The organism is Microbacterium oleivorans, assembly GCF_023715745.1.
GTDB lineage: Bacteria > Actinomycetota > Actinomycetes > Actinomycetales > Microbacteriaceae > Microbacterium > Microbacterium oleivorans_D.
On record NZ_JAMBOV010000001.1, the window covers coordinates 51,868 to 69,921 of the forward strand.

Genomic DNA, 18,054 nt, shown 5'->3' on the forward strand with positions numbered 1-18,054 from the left:
GTGCCCATTTTGGCTAGTGGTACTACTTCTGCACCGTCGAATCTCGTTAGGGTGTCTGGTCATGGAATCCTCCCAGCCGATCGGGCGTCGCCTGACGCTCAACACCGTCATCCGCCGTCACCAGATCGAAGCGACCCGCACCCGCTCCCTCTGGGAAGACGAGACGGAGCTCCACTCCGCGGCACTCGTCGAGCGCTTCTCGGACGCCGTCCGGTCGGCCGTCCCCGACGCGAGGATCACGTGGGCGCTGTCGTGGGGCGCGCTGACCGATGACTCGCCGCGCTACCGGGACATCCGCACGACGCTCGCCCGCATCACGCGGGACCACGGCGACGACGTCGCGTTCGTTCCCGGCGGCTTCTTCGCCAATCTCTACGGATCCCGTGACGAGGTCAGCCGGGATATCCTCGATGCCGCCGATCTCATCTCGGACCACTTCGGACGCGATCCCCGCTCGCTCGTGGCCGGCTTCCTCGCCGCCGCCAACATCGCTGCTGCCCGGGAACGCGGGATGCGGACCGTCCAGGGGAACATCTGGAGCCAGTTCGACATCGACCTGCAAGACGGCGACGGGTCGATCGCGTACCCCTACTATCCGTCCCGGTCCCACTTCCTGGTTCCCGGACGGGGAGACGAGCGCATCGACGCCGTGCAGCTGGACGGGTGGACGGTCGACCTGGTCGCCGCACGCGCGGCCGGGATGTCGCCCGATCACAACTCCCGCCTCGGTCTCGGCCCGATCGAGACGCTGCACCGGCTGCCCCGCGCCGAGGCACTGCGGGAGCTGGAAGCGACCAGCGAAGCGCACTTCGATGCGCGGAACGTCGAGCGCAACGGCCTCGGATGGCTCACCGTGAACTACGAGATCAGCGAGGTCGCACGAGGACTCGCAGTGGACCCGCACATGCTCGACGCATGGACGGGGTGGATCAGCGGACTCCGGGATCGCTGGCCGGACATGCGCATCCCCACGATCGGCGAGTTCGGTGAGGAGTGGCGGTCGCGGCATCGCGACAACGAGGGCCTCGCCTATCTGCTGCAGCAGTCCGGGAGCGGCGTGCAGGCTTCCCGGGCCGGCGAGACGGTGACGTGGTTCATGACGGCCGACTACCGGCTGGGGGTCCTCGAGGATGAGGAGGGGGTGCGGGTCTTCGACTACACCGCCTACACAGGGACCGAGACCGAGCCGGGCGGGAGCGGGGATCGCCGGTGGAGCCTGCTCGGTGAGATCAACCAGAAGGGCACCCGACCGCAGGACCGCCCGCAGCCGATCGCGACGTTCCTCGCCGCCCATCCCGACCTCGATGCCGCCCTCGACGACGCGTACGGCGACGCACCCGAGTTGCGCGCTCTGCGAGCGCTCGCGTGATCGGACTCACCGCTCTCACGGTCGACCATCGCCATGATCCCGTCGGCGTCGGGGCACGCCCGCGGTTCGGCTGGCAGGTCACCGGCGCCGGCCCGGGGACGACGCAGCAGGGCTGGCGGATCTCCGTCGCCGACGGGTCGGGCGCTGTCGTCTGGGCCACCTCTGCGGACGACGACACCTGCGTCGACATCGCCTACGGCGGCTCACCGCTCGAGTCGCTCCGGCGCTACTCCTGGCGCGTGGACGTGCGCACCTCCGACGGCGAGACCACCGGATCGGGCACCTTCGTCACGGGTGTCGTCGACGGGCAGTGGCACGGCACGCAGTGGGTCGGCGCCCCGCATCCGTCCGCCGCGGCGCCGATCGTCCGCGGCGTCTTCGACGTCGACGAACCCGTGCTCGAGGCGTATGCCGTCGTCGCAGCCGGCGGTCTCGCCGTGGTCGAGCTCGACGGAGAGCCGCTCGACGGATCCGTTCTCGGTCCCGGCTTCACGGACTACGACATCGTGAGCCAGTACACGGTCACGGATGTCACGTCGCGGCTCACGCCCGGTCGCCACGTCCTGTCCGCCGAACTCGGCCGCGGCTTCTACGGGATGCGCGGACGCAACACCTGGAACTGGGAGCGGGCACCGTGGCACGACGACCCCTGCGTCCGGCTGCTCGTCGCGGTGCGCACGGAGCGCGGGATGCAGGTGATCGGCAGCGACGAGAGCTGGCGGGTGACGGACGGCCCGACCCGCAGCGATGACCTCTATGCGGGCGAGGACTTCGACGCGAGACTCGTCGTCGCCGGGAGCGCGGACGCCGCGTTCGACGACACGGGCTGGTCGCGCGTCCGCATCGCCGCGGGGCCCCGCGGCGTTCCCGAACCGCAGCGCCAACCACCCATCGTGGTCGCCGAGCGGCTGGACCCGACCGAGGTCACGCAGCTGTCGCCGGGTCGATGGGTCGTCGCCTTCGAGCGCGTCATCGCCGGGTGGGTGGAGGTCGAAGCCGACGGTGGGGGCGGCGAGACGATCGAGCTCCGATTCGGCGAGACGCTGCAGGCGGACGGCGCGCCGAACTGCGTCGACGAGAAAGGCTATTTCGACGGGCGGTTCCAGACGGACAGGGTGACGCTCGCGGATGGGCCGGTGCACTGGCATCCGCGATTCACCTGGCACGGCTTCCGGTACGTGGAGGTGCGCGCTGCACGCCTCCCGCGGCTGCGCGCGGCCGTCGTCCATACGGAGGCGCCGCGCACGGGACGGTTCTCGAGCTCGGAGCCGCTGCTGGACACGGTCCACGAGCTGACGGTCCGCACGATCCTCAACAATCTCCACGGCATCCCGACCGACACCCCGAAGTACGAGAAGAACGGATGGACCGGGGACGGGATGGTGGGCGCCCGGATGATGCTGCAGAATCTCGACACCCACGCGCTGCTCGCGAAGTGGTCGGACGACATCGCGCAGTCCCGTCACGGCCGCGGTGCGCCGCAGGTCATCGCACCGCACGGCGGCTGGTCCATGGACTGGTCCCCGGCTCCGACGTGGCACGCCGCGCTGCTGCTCGTCCCCTGGGAGATCCACATGCAGACGGGCGACACCGAGGTGCTGCGGTCGATCTGGCCCGACGCCCGGGACTACCTCCGCTTCGAACTCGACCGCTGCCCGGGCGGCATCGCGACGACGACGCTCGGCGACTGGGTCGCACCCGACACCGATGCCGGGGGCGGCAACCCGCCCGAGGACTCCCGCATCGCGGCCACCGCCTTCCTGGTCGCGATGTGCGACACCGCGGCGCGCATCGCCGGGACGCTGGGTGAGGATGCGGAGGAGTGGCAAGCCGCGGCATCCGTCAGTCGCGCGGCCTTCGTCGACGCCTTCTGGGACGACGGGGCGGCCGAGGTCCGCGGGCAGGGCGACGACGGCTACCGCCAGGCTCATGCGGTGCTCGCGTTGGCGTACGACCTCCTGCCGCCGGCCGCCCGCGCCCGTGCCGCCGCGCGGCTCGCGGAGGACGTCGTCGAGCGGGACCATCACCTGTGGACCGGAGCCCTCGCCACCCCGCACCTGCTGCCGGTACTCACCCGTCACGGTCACGGCGAGGTCGCCCTCGCGGTCGCGCTGCAGACGACCTACCCCGGGTGGGGGTACTGGGTGACGCAGGGCGCGACCTCGCTGTGGGAGCACTGGAAGCCGGAGTCGCGCTCGCGCGGTCACTACTTCCTCGGCACGCTGGACGACTGGCTCTACGGCGACGTCGCCGGCCTTCGACCCCTGAGCCCGGGATGGCGGCGAGCGCTCGTGTCACCGGGTCTGCTCGACACGTCCCTGCAGAGCGCCGACGCCGCCGTCCGCACCCCGTACGGGATGTTGTCCGCACGCTGGCGACGCGATGAGGACGGTGTCGTCGAATTGACGTGCGAGGTCCCGGTGGGCGTCACGGCCGAGGTCGAGCTGGGAACGGGGCGGGTCGGCGTCGGGGCCGGCACGCACCGCTTCCGTCACCAGGTGGAGTAGCCGCCGTCGATGAGCACCACGGATCCGGTCATGTAGGACGCCGCGTCGGAGGCGAGGAAGGCGACGAGCGACGCGATCTCCTCGGGGGTCCCCACCCGCTGCATCGGGGTTCGCCGGATCCAGTCGTCCCACCAGTCGTCGGGCACTCCCTCGCGGGTGAGGTCGGTGCCGACGTAACCGGGCGCGACCGCGTTCACGCGGATGCCGGCCTCGACGTACTCGACAGCGAGGGATCTCACGGCGAGGTGCACCGCACCCTTGGAGGCGTTGTAGGCCGCCTGCCGCTGCGGTGCGTTCGCGAGCTCGCCCGACATCGATCCGATCGCCACGACGGAACCGCCGGACGTCATGTGTCGCGCCGCCTCGCGCGCGCACCAGAATGTGCCCGTCGCGTTGACGGCGAGGACGCGGTCCCACGCCTCGCGGGTGATGTCGGCGGATGCCTGGTGGTTCGCGATCCCTGCGGAGGTGACGAGGATGTCGAGGCGTCCGTGCCGTGCCGCGACGTCCGCGAAGACGGCGGTGACGTCATCGGCGTCGGTCACGTCGAGGTGCGTGTACTCGACGCGATCGGGGAAGGATGCCGCGGCTTCCGTGCCGAGCTCGTCGAGCAGGTCCGCGATGACGACGGTGGCGCCGAACTCCCGCAACGCCGTAACGCAGGCGAGCCCGATGCCTCGGGATCCGCCGGTGACGACGGCGACCTTGCCGTCCAGTTCGAGCCGTTCGCGGTACATCAGGGGCCTTTCCCGGGTGGTGCGCTATGGTTTGTAGCGATACTACATGGAAGGGGAAACCCGTGACCACGGACACCGGACAGAGCACCGCCGCTCCGTCGGAGGATTCCACCGACACCCTCCTCGAACGCATCACCCGACAACTTCCGAGCCTTCGTCGATCGGAACAGCGGGTCGCCGCGATCGTCCTCGACAACCCCGTCGGCGCAGTGCAGTTCACGATGGCGGGCCTCGCCGAAGCGGCAGAGGTCAGCGAGCCGACCGTCATGCGCTTCTGCGCGTCCGTCGGCTGCGAGGGCTTCCAGGACTTCCGCATCCAACTCGCCCAGACCCTCGCCCTCGGGCTGCCGGTCACGCATTCGTCCATCACGACGGACGACTCCAGCGCCGACCTCGCCGAGAAGATCTTCGACCACACCATCTCGAGCCTCGACCGCGCCCGGCGCACCCTCGCCGCCGCATCCGTCGAGCAGGCCATCTCCCTCCTCCTCGACGCATCCGACATCCTCTTCGTGGGATTCGGCGCGAGCGGGATCATCGCGCAGGACGCACAGCAGAAGTTCCCGCTCTTCGGGGTCCCCTGCCAGTCGCCCGAGGACTTCCACCAGCAGTTCATCGCGGCGACGATGAGCGGCCCGCGGTCGGTCACGGTCGCGATCTCGAACACCGGTCACACCGAGCAGACGCTCATCGTCGCCGAAGCGGCCCGCAAGGCCGGCGCTGCGGTGATCTCGATCACGGGCAGACAGAGCCCGCTGTCCGACATCGCCACGGTTCCCCTCATCGCGCGCACGTTCGAGGACACCGACGTCTACACGCCGTCCACGAGCCGCCTCGCCGGCCTCGTGGTGATCGACATCCTCGCCACCGGCGTCGCCCTGCGGCGGAGCCCGGAGCACACCGAGGCCATCCGCCGCATGAAGAGCGAGCTGGCCACCATGCGTTCGGGCGGATCCCCGACCACGGAGGAGTCGCCGTCGTGACCGGTCGGGTGCTCGTCACCTCCCGGTCCTTCGGCGGCGGCGGCCGGGACGTGGTGGGCGAACTGACCGCGGCGGGCTACGAGATCGTCCGCGCCGACCCCTCGCACGACCTGGGGGAGCTCTCCCGCATCCTGCCGGCGGTCGACGGGTGGATCGCGGGCACCGGACCGGTGACGGGCCGACATCTGGATCTCGCCCCGAGGCTCCGCGTGGTGTCGCGCTACGGCGTGGGGGTGGACAACGTCGACGTCGCGGCAGCGGGTGCTCGCGGTGTGATCGTCACGAACACCCCGGGGGCCAACTCGGCCGCCGTCGCCGAGCACACCCTCGCCCTGCTGCTCAGCGCGCTGCGGGGGATCCCCGCCGCCGATCGACGGGTGCGCCGCGGCGACTGGTCGGGCTGGTCGACGCGCGAGCTGTCGGCTCTGACGGTCGGGGTGCTCGGGCTCGGGCGGATCGGACGCCTCGTGATCGAACGTCTCGACGGCTTCGGCTGTGCGGTCCGCGGCGCGGATCCGTGGGTGCCCGAGGACGACCCCGTCTTCGATCGCGTCGTGCGCTGCGACGCAGCCGAGCTCGCGGTGACGTGCGACGTCGTCACGCTCCACGCGCCCGGTGGCCGGACGGTCGTCGACCGCGATTGGCTCGCCGCCTCCGACCGACCCGTCATCCTCGTCAACACGGCACGCGCCGACCTCGTCGACGAGCCCGCCCTCGCCGACGCGATCCGCTCGGGCCGCGTCGTCGCCTACGCCGCGGACACACTCGCGACGGAGAATCACGGAGACCTCGCATCGCCGCTGCTCGCTGACGACCTCGCCGACCGCGTCATCATCACCCCGCACCTCGGCGCGCAGACGCGCGAGGGCGTGGACGGCATGGGCGGCATGGCGACGGCGGACCTGCGCGCGGTCCTCGAGGGGCGCGCCCCCCGGCATCCGGTGTCAGCGTGATCGAACCCGCTGCGCCTGCCGGCTTCGTCCGGACCGTGACGGGTGATGTGGAACCCGCCGCTCTGGGCGCGGTCGACTACCACGAGCATCTCTTCCAGCGCTCCCCCCTCCTTCCCGGCGACGATCTGGACGACGAGGCGGCCTCCCTCCGCGAAGCGGTCCTCCTGCGGAGGTCCGGGTTCACGGCGATGGTCGACGCGACACCCCTCGGCCTCGGCCGGCGGCCCGATGCCATCCGCCGCATCGCGGAGGAGTCGGGCGTGTCCGTCGTCATGACCACCGGGGTGCACCGCCGCGAGCACTATGCGTCGGACGATCCCCTCCTCACGGCGGACGTCGATGTCCTCGCGCGCGCCTTCCTGCGGGACCTGCGCGACGGTGCGGAGGAGGGACTGGATGCCGCGACGTCCGAGGCCGCTGGTCGGCCCCGCGCGGGGGTGCTGAAGGTCGGCCTGGGGTACTGGCGCATCGACGCGGCCGCGCGGCGGGCGATCGAGGCGGTGGGGTCGGCGCACCGCGCGACCGGGGCACCCGTGATGGTGCACCTGGAGCACGGCTCGGCTGCGCATGAAGCGCTCGACGCGCTCGACGAGGCGGGAGTGGGCGCCGACCGGGTCGCGCTCGCGCACATCGACCGCAATCCCGATCCGGGCCTGCACGCCGAACTCGCGGCGCGAGGCTCCTATTTGGGGTACGACGGTCCGGCGCGCTCCCGTGAGTGGCCGGACTCGGCACTCGTGGACTGCCTCGTCGAGACCGCCCGTCGCGGCGGCGCGACGCGGATCCTGCTCGGCGGCGACGTCGCGCGACGCAGCCGGTACGTCGCCTACGGCGGAATGCCGGGGCTCGCCTACCTGGGCGACAGATTCGTCCCTCGGGTCCGCGCGGCGGGTGGGCCCGAGCTCATCGCTGCGGTGCTCGGGGCCAACCCGGCGACCTGGCTCACCTGGCGGATCTGACGCGCATCCGCCGCCGCGCTCCCGGAGCAAGCCGTCTCACGTAGCACAACTACCGCAAAGACGCGCTCAGACGCATCCTGGGGGTGTCGATTGCGGCTTTTGGCTGTCTCTGCGTAGTATTACTACCGATCCGAGACCCGGATCGGAAACGAATGGACGTGACATGTGCGCCGCTGCACGACCGGCCGAACCGGCCGCCCTCACCGTCGATCCGCTCGCCGGCAGCCTCACGGGCACCGCTGAACGGTATGAGAAGCACCTGCCCGATCTCGACGGGCTCTACCGGGACTCGGACGCCTTCGCCGCGGCGATCCGAGACGATGACGGCAGCCCGGTGTACTGGGTCGACAGCAGCACCCCCGAAAGCGGGCGAGGCGCCCTCACGATCGGACTCAGCGTGCTGCGTCCCGGACGGATCGGCGACGAGTTCGCGATGACCCGCGGCCACCTGCACGCGCATGCCGAGTTCGCGGAGCTCTACTACGGCGTCTCCGGCAGCGGCGTGATGCTCCTGGAGAGCGTCGACGGCGAGGCCCGAGCCATCCCCATCTCCCCCGGCGTCGCCGTGCATGTGCCCGGCGGCTGGGTCCACCGCAGCGTGAACGTCGGCGACGACCTGCTCGTCACCGTCTTCGCCTACGCGACCGAAGCCGGTCAGGACTACGGCATCATCGAACGCGCAGGGGGAATGAAGCAGCTGATCGTCGCCGACGGCGACGGCTGGACGACCCGCCTCAACCCGGATCATGGGGGATACCGTGTCTGACGCATCTGCGGTCCTCGCCGACCTCGCCGCACACATCGACATCAGCTGCGTGCAGGCGCAGCACACGCTGCGCGACGTCGAGGAGCTCGCGCGCCGCGCCGTCGACGGCGGTTTCGTCAGCGCGCACGTCCTGCCCACCTGGCTCCCCGTGCTGCGGGAACTCCTGTCCGGGAGCAGTGTCCTCGCCGGTTCGCCGGTCTCCTTTCCCAGCGGGGGCGCGACCCCGGCGACGAAGGCGGCCGAGGCGCGCGAGCTGCTCGGCCTGGGGGCCCAAGAACTGGACGTCGTCGTCTCGATCGGGCGTCTGCGCTCCGGCGACACCGCCACGGTGACCGATGAGCTCAGCCGGGTGGTCGACATCGTGGCCGGCGAAGTGCCGCTCCGCGCGATCCTCGAGGTCGGGCACCTCGACGAGTCGACGATCCGCCGCGGAGTGGATGCCGCGATCGCAGCGGGCGTGCCCTGGATCAAGACGGGCACGGGCTGGTCCGGCATCCCGACCACGGTCGAGCACATCCGCGTCATCGCGGAGCAGGCCGCCGGGCGCGCCGCGCTCAAGGCCGCGGGCGGCATCCGCGACATCGAGACCATCACGACCATGGCCGAGCTGGGGGTCACCCGGTTCGGCATGAACGCCACCGCCGCCGTCGCGGCCGTCGCGGCATCCCGGAGCTACGCATGACGATCGTCCAGACCATGACCTCGGCCGACCTCCGCCCCGCGGTGACGCCGACCCTCTACTTCATCGGCGTCACGACCGGCCGGTCCTCGATCCAGCAGGTCTTCCCGCGCTGGGCGGATGAGCTCGGTCTCACGGACGCGGTCCTGCAGGGCATCGACCTGCCGCTGCATGCCCCGGCGGCGGATTACCGACGCGTCGTGGAGTTCATCGCCGCCGACCCGCTCAGCCTCGGTGCCCTCGTGACGACGCACAAGATCGATCTCTACACGGCGTGCGCCGACCTCTTCGACGAGATCGATCCGTTCGCCCGCCTCATGGGCGAGACGAGCTGCATCTCCAAGCGCGACGGACTCCTCGTGTGCCACGCGAAGGATCCGATCTCGAGCGGTCTGGCGCTGGACGCGTTCGTTCCGGCCGGCCACTGGGCCGGTGGCGCGGATGCGCTGTGCATGGGGGCCGGCGGATCGACGATCGCCATCAGCTGGTACCTGTCGCGACGAGAGAGCGGCGCGGATCGACCGCGGCGCATCGTCGTGACGAATCGGTCCGAGGAACGTCTCGACCACATCCGCGGGATCCACCGGCAGCTCGACACCGATACGGCATTCGAGTACGTCCTCACACCGACGCCCGCCGACAACGACCGTGTGCTGGCTGACCTCGCGGCCGGCTCGCTCGTCGTCAACGCGACCGGGCTCGGCAAGGACGCACCCGGATCCCCCCTCACGGACGCGGCACGCTTCCCGGGCCACGGCGTGGCATGGGACCTGAACTACCGCGGCGACCTCGTCTTCCTCGACCAGGCACGGGCGCAGGAGGAGGCCCGTGCGTTGCACATCGAGGACGGCTGGATCTACTTCCTGCACGGGTGGACTCAGGTCATCGCCGAGGTGTTCCACATCGACATCCCGACCTCCGGCCCCTCGTTCGACCGCCTCGGCCGGCTGGCGCGTTCGGCGCGCTGATCCATGACCGAGCTCGTCCTCGCCTACGACCTCGGCACCGGGGGGTGCAAGGCGTCGCTGTGGGATGCCGACGCCCGGCAGGTGGCCGAGGTCGTCATGCCCTACCCGACGCTGCACCCATCGCCGGATCGCAATGAGCAGCGCCCCGCCGACTGGTGGGATGCCGTCGTCTCCTCGACGCGCGCGCTCCTCGGCCGGAGCCCTGGTGCGGCGACGCGTATCGCGGGGCTCGCCCTGTCGGGCCAGAGCCTCGGCGTCATCGCCCTCGATCCCCGGGGCGAACCCCTGAGCGACACGACCCCGATCTGGTCGGACGCCCGTGGCCTGACCGAGCATGTGTTCGCCCATCTCGAGGAAGGCGAGTGGTACCGCCGAACGGGCAACGGCTTCGGCGCACCGCTGTACCCGATCTTCAAGGCAGCGACGCTGCGGGCGGAGGATCCCGATCGATGGGCGCGCACGGCGCGGCTGGTCGGGTCGAAGGACTGGGTGAATCTCCGGCTCACCGGTGAGCTCGCCACCGACCACTCCATGGCGTCCGGTACGGGTGCCTACGATCTGCGCGCGGCCGACTACGCCGACGACATCCTCGCCGCCGCGGGTCTCGACAGGGGTCTCTTCGCCCCGATCGCGCGCTCCCACGATCGCGTCGGGACGCTGACGGCCGATGCGGCGACAGCCCTGAACCTCCCCGCCGGCATCCCCGTCTTCGCCGGGGCGGTCGACAACGCCGCCATGGCGCTCGGCTCCCGCGGCACGGCCGAGGGCCGGATCTACGCCGCCCTCGGATCGTCGAGCTGGATCACGGTCACGTCTTCGCGGCCGGTCCTCGACGAGGCCACTCGTCCATACGTCTTCGCCCACGCCGTTCCCGGGATGTTCGTCAGCGCGCTGTCCACCTTCAGCAGCGGCACGAGCTTCGACTGGCTGCGACGACTGATCGCGGCCGATGCGGATCCGGCTGACGTGATCGCCTCCGCTGCGGCATCCCCCGCTGGCGCCCGCGGCGTCACGTTCGTCCCGACCCTCGCGGGCGGGACTCCGCTCGAAGGAGGCAGCGCGGCGCGCGGCATCCTGTCGGGCCTGCATCTGAGCACCGGTACGGCCGACCTCGTCCGCGCATGTCTCGAGGGCATCGCCTTCTCGCTCGACCGCAGCCTGCGCCACATCCGAGAGCTGAGCGGCTCGACCGAGCCTCTCCTCGTCTCGGGCGGCGGCGCGCGATCCGACCTGTGGAACGGCATCTACGCCGACGTCCTCGGCTCCGCGCTGCAGCGCTCCACCGTCGACCAGCAGGCCGCGACCCTCGGCGCAGCGACGATCGCGTTCGTCGGCGCGGGCATCTGGGCGGACTTCTCGCGAGCGGATGCCGCGCACGGCGCCCTCGAGACCATCACCCCCACGCATCCCGAGTCCTACGATGCGGCCCGGGCCCGATTCGATGCGGTGAGCGCAGCGCTCGCCCCTCAGGAGGTTTCCCCATGACCGATCGCCCACTCGTCGTCATCACCGGCGCCAGTTCCGGTATCGGGGCCGCCACGGCGCGCGCCTTCTCCGCCGCCGGCCACCCTCTGCTGCTCATCGCCCGGCGCCTGGAGCCGATGCGGGCGCTGGGGCTGCCCGATGCCGAGCTCGCAGCCGTGGACGTGACGGATACGACGGCCGTGGCCGAGGCGATCGCGCGCGCCGAGGAACGATTCGGCCCCGTCGATCTGCTGGTGAACAATGCCGGGCTGATGGCGCTCTCGCCGGTCGCGGAAGCCGACCCCGCGCTCGTGCGCGAGCAGTTCGAGGTGAACTGCGTCGCGCTGGTGAACAACAGCCGACTCGTGCTCCCCGGCATGCAGGACCGCCGCCGCGGCACGATCGTCAACATCGGCTCGATCGCAGGCAAGCAGCTGTACTCCGACCACACGGTCTACAACGGCACGAAGTACGCCGTCCACGCCATGACCGAGGGGATGCGGCGCGAGAACGCCGCGCATGGTGTGCGCGTGCTGCTGGTCGCGCCGGGCATGGTCAACACCGCGCTGTTATCGAACACCGACGACGGCGCCGTCCTCGAGGGCTACCTCGAGTACAAGGACAGCATCGGAGGTGGACTCCGCCCCGAGGACATCGCCGACGCGATCCTCGGCGCCTACCGGCTGCCGCAGCACATCAGCCATCGCGAGATCGTGGTCGCCCCCACCTCCCAGGACGCCTGATGGACTCGCCGGTCGGCGGCGCCCGCATCGTCCCGGTCGTCGTCCTGCAGGACGCCGCATCGGCGCACCCTCTGGCTGACGCGCTCGTCGCCGGCGGCATCCGATGCGCCGAGATCACGCTGCGGACGGCCGCGGGCCTCGATGCGATCGACGCGCTGCGGGACCGCCAGGACATCGTCGTGGGGGCGGGCACGGTTCTGAGCCCCGAGCAGGTCGACGACGTCGCGGACGCGGGGGCTCGATTCGCCGTCTCGCCCGGTTTCGATCCGCGCGTGCTGGAGCGCTGCCTGGCGCGAGGGATTCCCCTCGTGCCGGGTGTCGCGACGGCCACCGAGATCCAGCAGGCCCTCGGACGTGGGCTCCGGCACCTCAAGCTCTTCCCCGCGAAGCAGATCGGCGGGCTCGACGCGATCCGCGCCTTCGCCGGCCCCTTTCCCGACGCGTGCTTCATGCCCTCGGGCGGGGTCTCCCCCGCCAACGCGAGCGACTACCTCGCGCACGCGGCGGTCTTCGCCGTCAGCGGTTCATGGATGGTGCCGTCGGATGCCCTCGAGGCCGGCGACTTCACACGGATCGAAGAGCTGTCACGCCGCGCCCTCGCCGCCCTGTGAGTCCCCGCATGGGTAGTTGCACTACCTACACTACCTTTCCCAGGGCTCTTGAACCCCGGAAAGTCGTCGGTTAGCGTACTCGGACAAGGAAAGTGCGTAGTGCAACTACCTGGTGTCACCGACGACACTCCCGAACCAGCCGCACCGCGTTCTATCGATGAAGATAGGAAGGCACCCCCGTGCAACGACGAATCGGGCCTGCGATCGCAGCAGCAGCAGCGCTGTCCGCGGCCACACTCCTCCCCTCCCTCCCGGCGGCAGCCGCGGACCCCGACGCGCAGCGGACGGTGACGGTCGACCTCGATGACGTCGTCCAGGAGGACTACCTCGGCATCGGCGCCAACGTCATGCCGTGGAGTCTCATGGAGGGAACCACCTCCCTGGGCTACGACGACGCCGACTGGGAGGTGGATGTCGAGCGCATCCTCACCCTGCAGCCGAAGGTGGCACGTCTCTGGTTCCAGATCGACTGGATGGAGCTCGAGAAGGGACAGTACGACTTCGAGAGCCCTGAGATGAAGGCCGTGTACCGGTACCTCGACGCCTTCGAGCAGGCCGGGACAGAAGTCCTGCTCAACTTCGGGTGGAAGGTCGGCGAGCGCGTCCATGACTGGTTCCTCTACCCCGGCGTGCAGAAGCCCTATGAGAGCGCCCCGGCCGACCTCGATGCCTATGGACGGTCGGCCTCAGCCCTGCTCGATGAACTCGTCAACAGCCGCGGCTACGACAACATCGACTACCTGACGTTCTACAACGAGCCCAACGGGAGCTGGGACTTCGAGGGACCGGCCGATCAGAAGGCCTACTACGCCGAGATGGCGCGGAAGGTCCACGAGCAGCTCGTCGAGGACGGACTTCGTGACCAGGTGCAGATCTGGGGCCCCGAAGAGGTGAACGCACCCGACTGGACGCAGTACATGGCCGACAACGCCGCGGACGTCTTCGACCAGTACTCCTTCCACCTCTACGGCGAGTCGTACGACTTCCTCGGCGACGCGATCGACCAGCGTCGCAGCTCGATCGGCGACGCCCCGCTGAATCTGTCCGAGATGGGATGGACGAACCCCGGCACGAGCGTCTGGGAGACCGGGTACGCGAACTACATCATCGGGAGCGCCAACAACGGCGTCCACTCGAACCTCGTGTGGCAGCTCAACGGCGTGATGACGCACGACCCCGCGGGCGACACCAACGGCGCGTTCAACATGTGGGACTCCCTCGTGCTCGGCCTCGAGCCGACGGCGGCCTTCTACGAAGCCGGGCTCCTCATGCGCTACATCCCGGATCACAGCACCGTGCTGGCCACGACGGTGTCGCACGACGACATCCGTGCGGCCGCGTTCCGCGACGCCGACGGTGAACTCACCGTGCTGGTCGAGTCGAAGGGCGGCGAAGCCAAGGACGTCACGGTGCGCTTCGAGGGCGGCCGCGTGAACGATAAGTTCACGCGCATCGCCTTCGACGACTCACTTGCGCAGCCCGAAGCGAACGCGATCCTGCCCGCATCCAGCGGCACGCTGCACGCGCAGAAGTCGGCCTTCACCGACCGCGACGTGAACGACCAGCACGGCTTCGTGATCTACACGACCGAACCGGCCGCCACCCAGGTCGCCGTCACGCCGACGGAGTCGACGATCTCGGGCGGATCGAAGGTCGCGCTCTCGTCCGACATCATCGACGGCAAGGGCAAGGTCACCTGGTCGGTCGTCGGCAAGGGCAACGGCACCGTCGACAAGCGCGGCGTCTTCACCTCGCCCGACGTGACCAGTGAGCGCACCGTCGCCGTCCGCGCGACGACGCGCAGCGGTGACTACGGCGTCGCGCAGATCACCGTGACGCCTGCTCCGAAGGCGGGTGTGGTCGACGCGCCGGTGTTCAGCCTCGAGCCCGGCCTGTATCCGTCGGTCGAGGCGGTCACGATCACGTCCGGCACACCGGGCGCGGAGATCCGCTACACGACCGACGGCAGTGAGCCCACCGCTGACTCGACGCTCTACACCGGGCAGATCTTCCTCGAGCCGCTCCAGACGACCTATCTGAGGGCGATCGCCGTCGCACCGGGCCTGGAGGACTCGGGCATCACGTCGCGGCTCTACAAGGTGCTCGACGTGCAGAACGCCCCCGACGGGTACGAGTTCTGCCAGTACGAGGACGGCGGGACCTGCGCCTTCGCCGGCGAGGCGAGCGTGGCATTCGGCTCCGACGGACTGTTCGAGTACGGCACCTTCACTGATGGCGTCGAGTGCACGGCCGCGTCGTTCGGAGCCAACCCGAACCCGGGTGGCGACAACCGGTGCTTCGTCAACCCCGAGATCCCGGCAGAAGAGCCGATCGTCACGATCTTCAACGCGGGGTTCGAGAGTCCCGCCACGGGCGGAACGGCGAACGGACCGATGGTGAACGGATGGACGTTCAGCGCACGTGCCGGCATCCAGCACAACAACAGTGTCTTCAACCCCGCGGAGGACGCGCCCGAGGGTGAGCGCACCGCCTATCTGAAGACCGACTCCGGGCTGGGGAGCCGCATCGACCAGACCGTCGTGTTCCCGCAGGGCACCTTCGCGTTGACCTTCTACACGGCCAACCGCGCCGACTTCGGCGGGCTGCAGGAGTTCGATGTCTTCATCGACGACGAACTGCTCGGTCACTACGCTCCGGCGGGCGGCTCCTACGAGTTCCACCAGACGGATGCCGTGACGCTCGACGCGGGCGAGCACACGATCTCGTTCGTGGCGACGACCGTGGACGGTGACAACACGGGCTTCATCGACGCGGTGAAGGTCGTCGAAGCCGAGTGACGCCAGTGAAGGCCGCGACCCGCGCGGGTCGCGGCCTTCACTGTTGGTGGGTCAGGAACCGATCAGGCTGACCACGAGACGCACGGAGAGCGCGATGACCGACACCAGGCCGATGAGCCCCATCACGTTCTGCCACCAGGTGTTGCGCAGCGGCCCCATGAGGCGCTTGTCGTTCGACATCACGATGATCAGCACCGCCAGGATCGGTGCGAAGAGCACGGTGAGGGCTTGCGCGAGGATGATCAGCTCGACCGGCGACGAGCCGGAGAAGATCAGGGTGATCGCGACGCCGAAGATCAGGATGAAGCCGCTGCCGAGCCGCGCGGTCTTCGTCTCGGCCGAAGCCCCCTTGCCGAGTGCGTCGGAGAGCATCGTGCCGCCCGCGACGCAGTTCGGGATCATCGACGAGAACGCCGCACCGAAGAAGCCGAGTGCGAAGATCCACGCCCCGACCGGGCCCGCGATCGGCTCGAAGATGCGAGCAAGCCCGCCGAAGGCGCCGGGCGCGTCGGTGCCCGTCGCGTTCAGGACCGCCGCAGCGACCACGATGACGAGGGCCGTCATGATGCCGGGGGCCACGATGCCGGGGATCGTGTCGACGATGGTGATGTCGCGGTAGTCCTCCTTCGTGCGCGCCCGTGCCTTCGTGCCGTAGGAGGTGTAGAAGGCCGCGTTGATCGAGAAGTTCGTGCCGACCAGGCCGATGATCAGCAGCCAGGCGTTGTCGGGGACGACGGGGATGAGGCCCGCGCCGGCCGCGGCCCAGTCGGGGTTCGCGACGAACGCCGAGACGATGAAGCAGACCGCCATCAGGGCGACGATGGCGATGAGGATCTTCTCGACGATGCGGTAGATCCCCTTCAGGAACAGGATCGACGCGACCGCCACGGTGCAGATGATCGTCCACATGACGGGCGACGTGCCGGGGATGAGCATCGACAGACCGACTCCGGAGCCGACGGCGTTGCCGACGGAGAAGCACAGCGTGATGAGGAAGACGCCGAAGCCGGCGACGACGCCGACCCAGCCGCCGAGCCGCTCTTTGACCGACGCGATGAGGGAGACAGGGGTTCGGATGCCGAGACGCACGCTCATGTCGGTGAGGAAGATCATGAGGATCGTCGAGACGATGATCACCCAGATGAGGGTGTACCCGTAGCCCGCACCGGCGTTCATGGCGGTGGTCAGGTTGCCGGGTCCGAACTGCCACGCGCCGGCGACGAAGGCCGGGCCGATGAGGGCGAGCTGGCGCCAGAACGTACGCCGGGTGTGGCTGGATTCGACGATGGTCCGCACCGTCTCGGTCGAGATGCGACCGTGTCCGGTGCCGGGGGTCGCGGGGGGTCGAGTGGTGCGCGAGCGGTCGATGCTCATGGGAGCTCCTTCGGGAGGGCGGTCCTGCCGCCGAGTCGTCGTTGACTGAAGAGCCGCACTGCAGGGTAGATCGACGGGTGCGGTGCCGTCCATGCCTTCGGGGACCGGCGTGCGGCCGGTCCCCGAAGCCGGGTCACACGGAGACGCCGACCTTGCCGAGGTCGGCGGAGGCGAACGCGGCGGCGATCTCGGCATCCGCTCCGGGCTCGAGCGGGAGCAGCGGCTCGCGGACCGTCGCGTGGTCGAGGATGCCGCGGTTCACCAGCCCCCACTTGAGAGCGACCGTGCCCTCCATGTGCGAGCCGCGGTGGTACACCGCCTTGGTGACGGGCAGCAGGCGTTCGTGGATGGCGTGCGCGGCGGCGTAGTCCTTGGCCTTGCCGGCGGCGATGAGGTCGACGAGGAGCTCGGGGGCGATGTTGCCGTAGCCGACGAGCAGACCGTCGACGTCGAACATCGTCGGCAGCAGGTACTCGTCGTGGCAGGAGAGCACCTGCAGTTCGGGGTAGGCCGCGCGCAGCGCCGGGATCTCGGTGTACCAGCGGCGCATGTTGCGGACGCCGTTCTTCGTGTGGTTCACGCCCTCCTGACCCGCGATCTCCAGCTGCGTGTCGAGGTCGTAACTGGCCTTCGTGTTGTCGGGGTACTGGAACAGGATCTCCTCGAGCCCCGATTCCTCCCAGATCGCGCGGTAGCGGGTCTGCGGGGCTCCTGGCTGGAAGCCGAAGCGGAGCCAGCCGTGCGACGGGTAGACGAGTGCGCCCCGGGCCCCGGCATCCGCGGCGGCCTTGGCCTCGAGGGCGGCGGTGAGGTTGCCCTCCTTGGTGATGCCGGCGATGATCGGCAGCTTGTCGTCGACGGAGTCGCGGAAGGCGCGGATGACGTCGAGCTGCTCGGCCTCGGTGAGGAACGTTCCCTCACCGGCGTGGCCGAGGACGACGAGGCTCTTCACGCCGTCGATCGAACCGAGCCAGGAGCCGAGTCGCTGGATGGCGGCGTAGTCGACGGCGCCGTCCTCGGTGAAGGGGGTGACGGGTGCGGGGTTGAGACCACGGAGGTCGAGGACCATGGCTGGCTCCTTCTCTTCGTTGAGACCCGCCGAGTGAAAACGTTGGCGGGAACGTTTGCAGTAACGATTGCAAG

General features: G+C 69.9%; 15 protein-coding genes. 12 read left to right on the plus strand and 3 right to left on the minus strand.

From position 1 onward, the window contains the following. The first annotated feature begins 61 nt into the window (after window positions 1–61). Both M3190_RS00250 and M3190_RS00255 read left to right on the plus strand, forming a co-directional pair. Window positions 62–1,369 carry a DUF3863 domain-containing protein gene (locus tag M3190_RS00250; RefSeq protein ID WP_251577161.1) on the plus strand — a complete coding sequence of 436 codons (1,308 nt, stop codon included), beginning with the start codon at window positions 62–64 and terminating at the stop codon, window positions 1,367–1,369. Next, window positions 1,366–3,876: a family 78 glycoside hydrolase catalytic domain gene (locus M3190_RS00255; RefSeq protein WP_251577163.1), complete on the plus strand. Its 2,511-nt coding sequence runs from the start codon at window positions 1,366–1,368 to the stop codon at window positions 3,874–3,876. The genes M3190_RS00250 and M3190_RS00255 overlap by 4 nt, the downstream gene beginning before the upstream one ends. On the opposite strand, the gene M3190_RS00260 is transcribed toward M3190_RS00255, so the two are convergent. Then, window positions 3,861–4,613 (minus strand): SDR family NAD(P)-dependent oxidoreductase, encoded by a 753-nt coding sequence (locus M3190_RS00260; RefSeq protein WP_251577165.1) that lies wholly within the window; start codon window positions 4,611–4,613, stop codon window positions 3,861–3,863. The two genes, M3190_RS00255 and M3190_RS00260, sit on opposite strands and share 16 nt — an antisense overlap. Window positions 4,614–4,675: 62 nt before the next feature. Here M3190_RS00260 and M3190_RS00265 point away from each other — a divergent pair, with 62 nt between their 5' ends. From M3190_RS00265 to M3190_RS15470, 10 genes are all read left to right on the plus strand, one after another. After that, complete coding sequence (locus tag M3190_RS00265; RefSeq protein WP_251577166.1) at window positions 4,676–5,596, plus strand: SIS domain-containing protein; 921 nt, start codon at window positions 4,676–4,678, stop codon at window positions 5,594–5,596. Then, the gene (locus M3190_RS00270; RefSeq protein ID WP_251577168.1) at window positions 5,593–6,549 is read left to right on the plus strand and encodes an NAD(P)-dependent oxidoreductase; all 957 of its coding nucleotides are present in this window, start codon (window positions 5,593–5,595) and stop codon (window positions 6,547–6,549) included. The genes M3190_RS00265 and M3190_RS00270 overlap by 4 nt, the downstream gene beginning before the upstream one ends. After that, window positions 6,546–7,508 carry a phosphotriesterase family protein gene (locus tag M3190_RS00275; protein ID WP_251577170.1) on the plus strand — a complete coding sequence of 321 codons (963 nt, stop codon included), beginning with the start codon at window positions 6,546–6,548 and terminating at the stop codon, window positions 7,506–7,508. The genes M3190_RS00270 and M3190_RS00275 overlap by 4 nt, the downstream gene beginning before the upstream one ends. A gap of 163 nt (window positions 7,509–7,671) precedes the next feature. Further along, window positions 7,672–8,274, plus strand: coding sequence for a glucose-6-phosphate isomerase family protein (locus tag M3190_RS00280; RefSeq protein ID WP_251577172.1), 603 nt, complete (start codon window positions 7,672–7,674; stop codon window positions 8,272–8,274). Continuing rightward, complete coding sequence (gene deoC, locus M3190_RS00285) at window positions 8,267–8,956, plus strand: deoxyribose-phosphate aldolase (protein WP_251577174.1); 690 nt, start codon at window positions 8,267–8,269, stop codon at window positions 8,954–8,956. The genes M3190_RS00280 and deoC overlap by 8 nt, the downstream gene beginning before the upstream one ends. Then, window positions 8,953–9,921 (plus strand): shikimate dehydrogenase family protein, encoded by a 969-nt coding sequence (locus tag M3190_RS00290; protein ID WP_251577176.1) that lies wholly within the window; start codon window positions 8,953–8,955, stop codon window positions 9,919–9,921. Before deoC ends, M3190_RS00290 begins: the two co-directional genes overlap by 4 nt. Before the next feature lie 3 nt (window positions 9,922–9,924). Continuing rightward, window positions 9,925–11,406 carry a xylulokinase gene (locus M3190_RS00295; protein ID WP_251577178.1) on the plus strand — a complete coding sequence of 494 codons (1,482 nt, stop codon included), beginning with the start codon at window positions 9,925–9,927 and terminating at the stop codon, window positions 11,404–11,406. Continuing rightward, entirely contained in the window at window positions 11,403–12,128 is a 726-nt protein-coding gene (locus tag M3190_RS00300; RefSeq protein WP_251577180.1) for an SDR family oxidoreductase, read from the plus strand. Before M3190_RS00295 ends, M3190_RS00300 begins: the two co-directional genes overlap by 4 nt. Further along, entirely contained in the window at window positions 12,128–12,739 is a 612-nt protein-coding gene (eda, locus tag M3190_RS00305; RefSeq protein ID WP_251577182.1) for a bifunctional 4-hydroxy-2-oxoglutarate aldolase/2-dehydro-3-deoxy-phosphogluconate aldolase, read from the plus strand. Before M3190_RS00300 ends, eda begins: the two co-directional genes overlap by 1 nt. 179 nt (window positions 12,740–12,918) lie before the next feature. Next, window positions 12,919–15,537: a chitobiase/beta-hexosaminidase C-terminal domain-containing protein gene (locus tag M3190_RS15470; protein ID WP_251577184.1), complete on the plus strand. Its 2,619-nt coding sequence runs from the start codon at window positions 12,919–12,921 to the stop codon at window positions 15,535–15,537. Window positions 15,538–15,588: 51 nt separating this feature from the next. Here M3190_RS15470 and M3190_RS00315 read toward each other — a convergent pair whose 3' ends face one another. Both M3190_RS00315 and M3190_RS00320 read right to left on the minus strand, forming a co-directional pair. Further along, window positions 15,589–16,911 (minus strand): Nramp family divalent metal transporter, encoded by a 1,323-nt coding sequence (locus tag M3190_RS00315; protein WP_251577186.1) that lies wholly within the window; start codon window positions 16,909–16,911, stop codon window positions 15,589–15,591. Window positions 16,912–17,044: 133 nt separating this feature from the next. Further along, on the minus strand, window positions 17,045–17,980 hold the full coding sequence (locus M3190_RS00320; RefSeq protein ID WP_251577188.1) for a dihydrodipicolinate synthase family protein: 936 nt from the start codon (window positions 17,978–17,980) through the stop codon (window positions 17,045–17,047). Window positions 17,981–18,054: the final 74 nt, after the last annotated feature.

Bases quoted from the DNA above. Each gene is read 5' to 3' on its own strand.
- M3190_RS00315 (WP_251577186.1), bottom strand. From the start codon at position 16,911: ATGAGCATCGACCGCTCGCGCACCACTCGACCCCCCGCGACCCCCGGC.
- M3190_RS00300 (WP_251577180.1), top strand. From the start codon at position 11,403: ATGACCGATCGCCCACTCGTCGTCATCACCGGCGCCAGTTCCGGTATC.
- eda (WP_251577182.1), top strand. From the start codon at position 12,128: ATGGACTCGCCGGTCGGCGGCGCCCGCATCGTCCCGGTCGTCGTCCTG.
- M3190_RS00250 (WP_251577161.1), top strand. From the start codon at position 62: ATGGAATCCTCCCAGCCGATCGGGCGTCGCCTGACGCTCAACACCGTC.
- M3190_RS00320 (WP_251577188.1), bottom strand. From the start codon at position 17,980: ATGGTCCTCGACCTCCGTGGTCTCAACCCCGCACCCGTCACCCCCTTC.
- M3190_RS00280 (WP_251577172.1), top strand. From the start codon at position 7,672: ATGTGCGCCGCTGCACGACCGGCCGAACCGGCCGCCCTCACCGTCGAT.
- M3190_RS00295 (WP_251577178.1), top strand. From the start codon at position 9,925: ATGACCGAGCTCGTCCTCGCCTACGACCTCGGCACCGGGGGGTGCAAG.
- M3190_RS00290 (WP_251577176.1), top strand. From the start codon at position 8,953: ATGACGATCGTCCAGACCATGACCTCGGCCGACCTCCGCCCCGCGGTG.
- M3190_RS00260 (WP_251577165.1), bottom strand. From the start codon at position 4,613: ATGTACCGCGAACGGCTCGAACTGGACGGCAAGGTCGCCGTCGTCACC.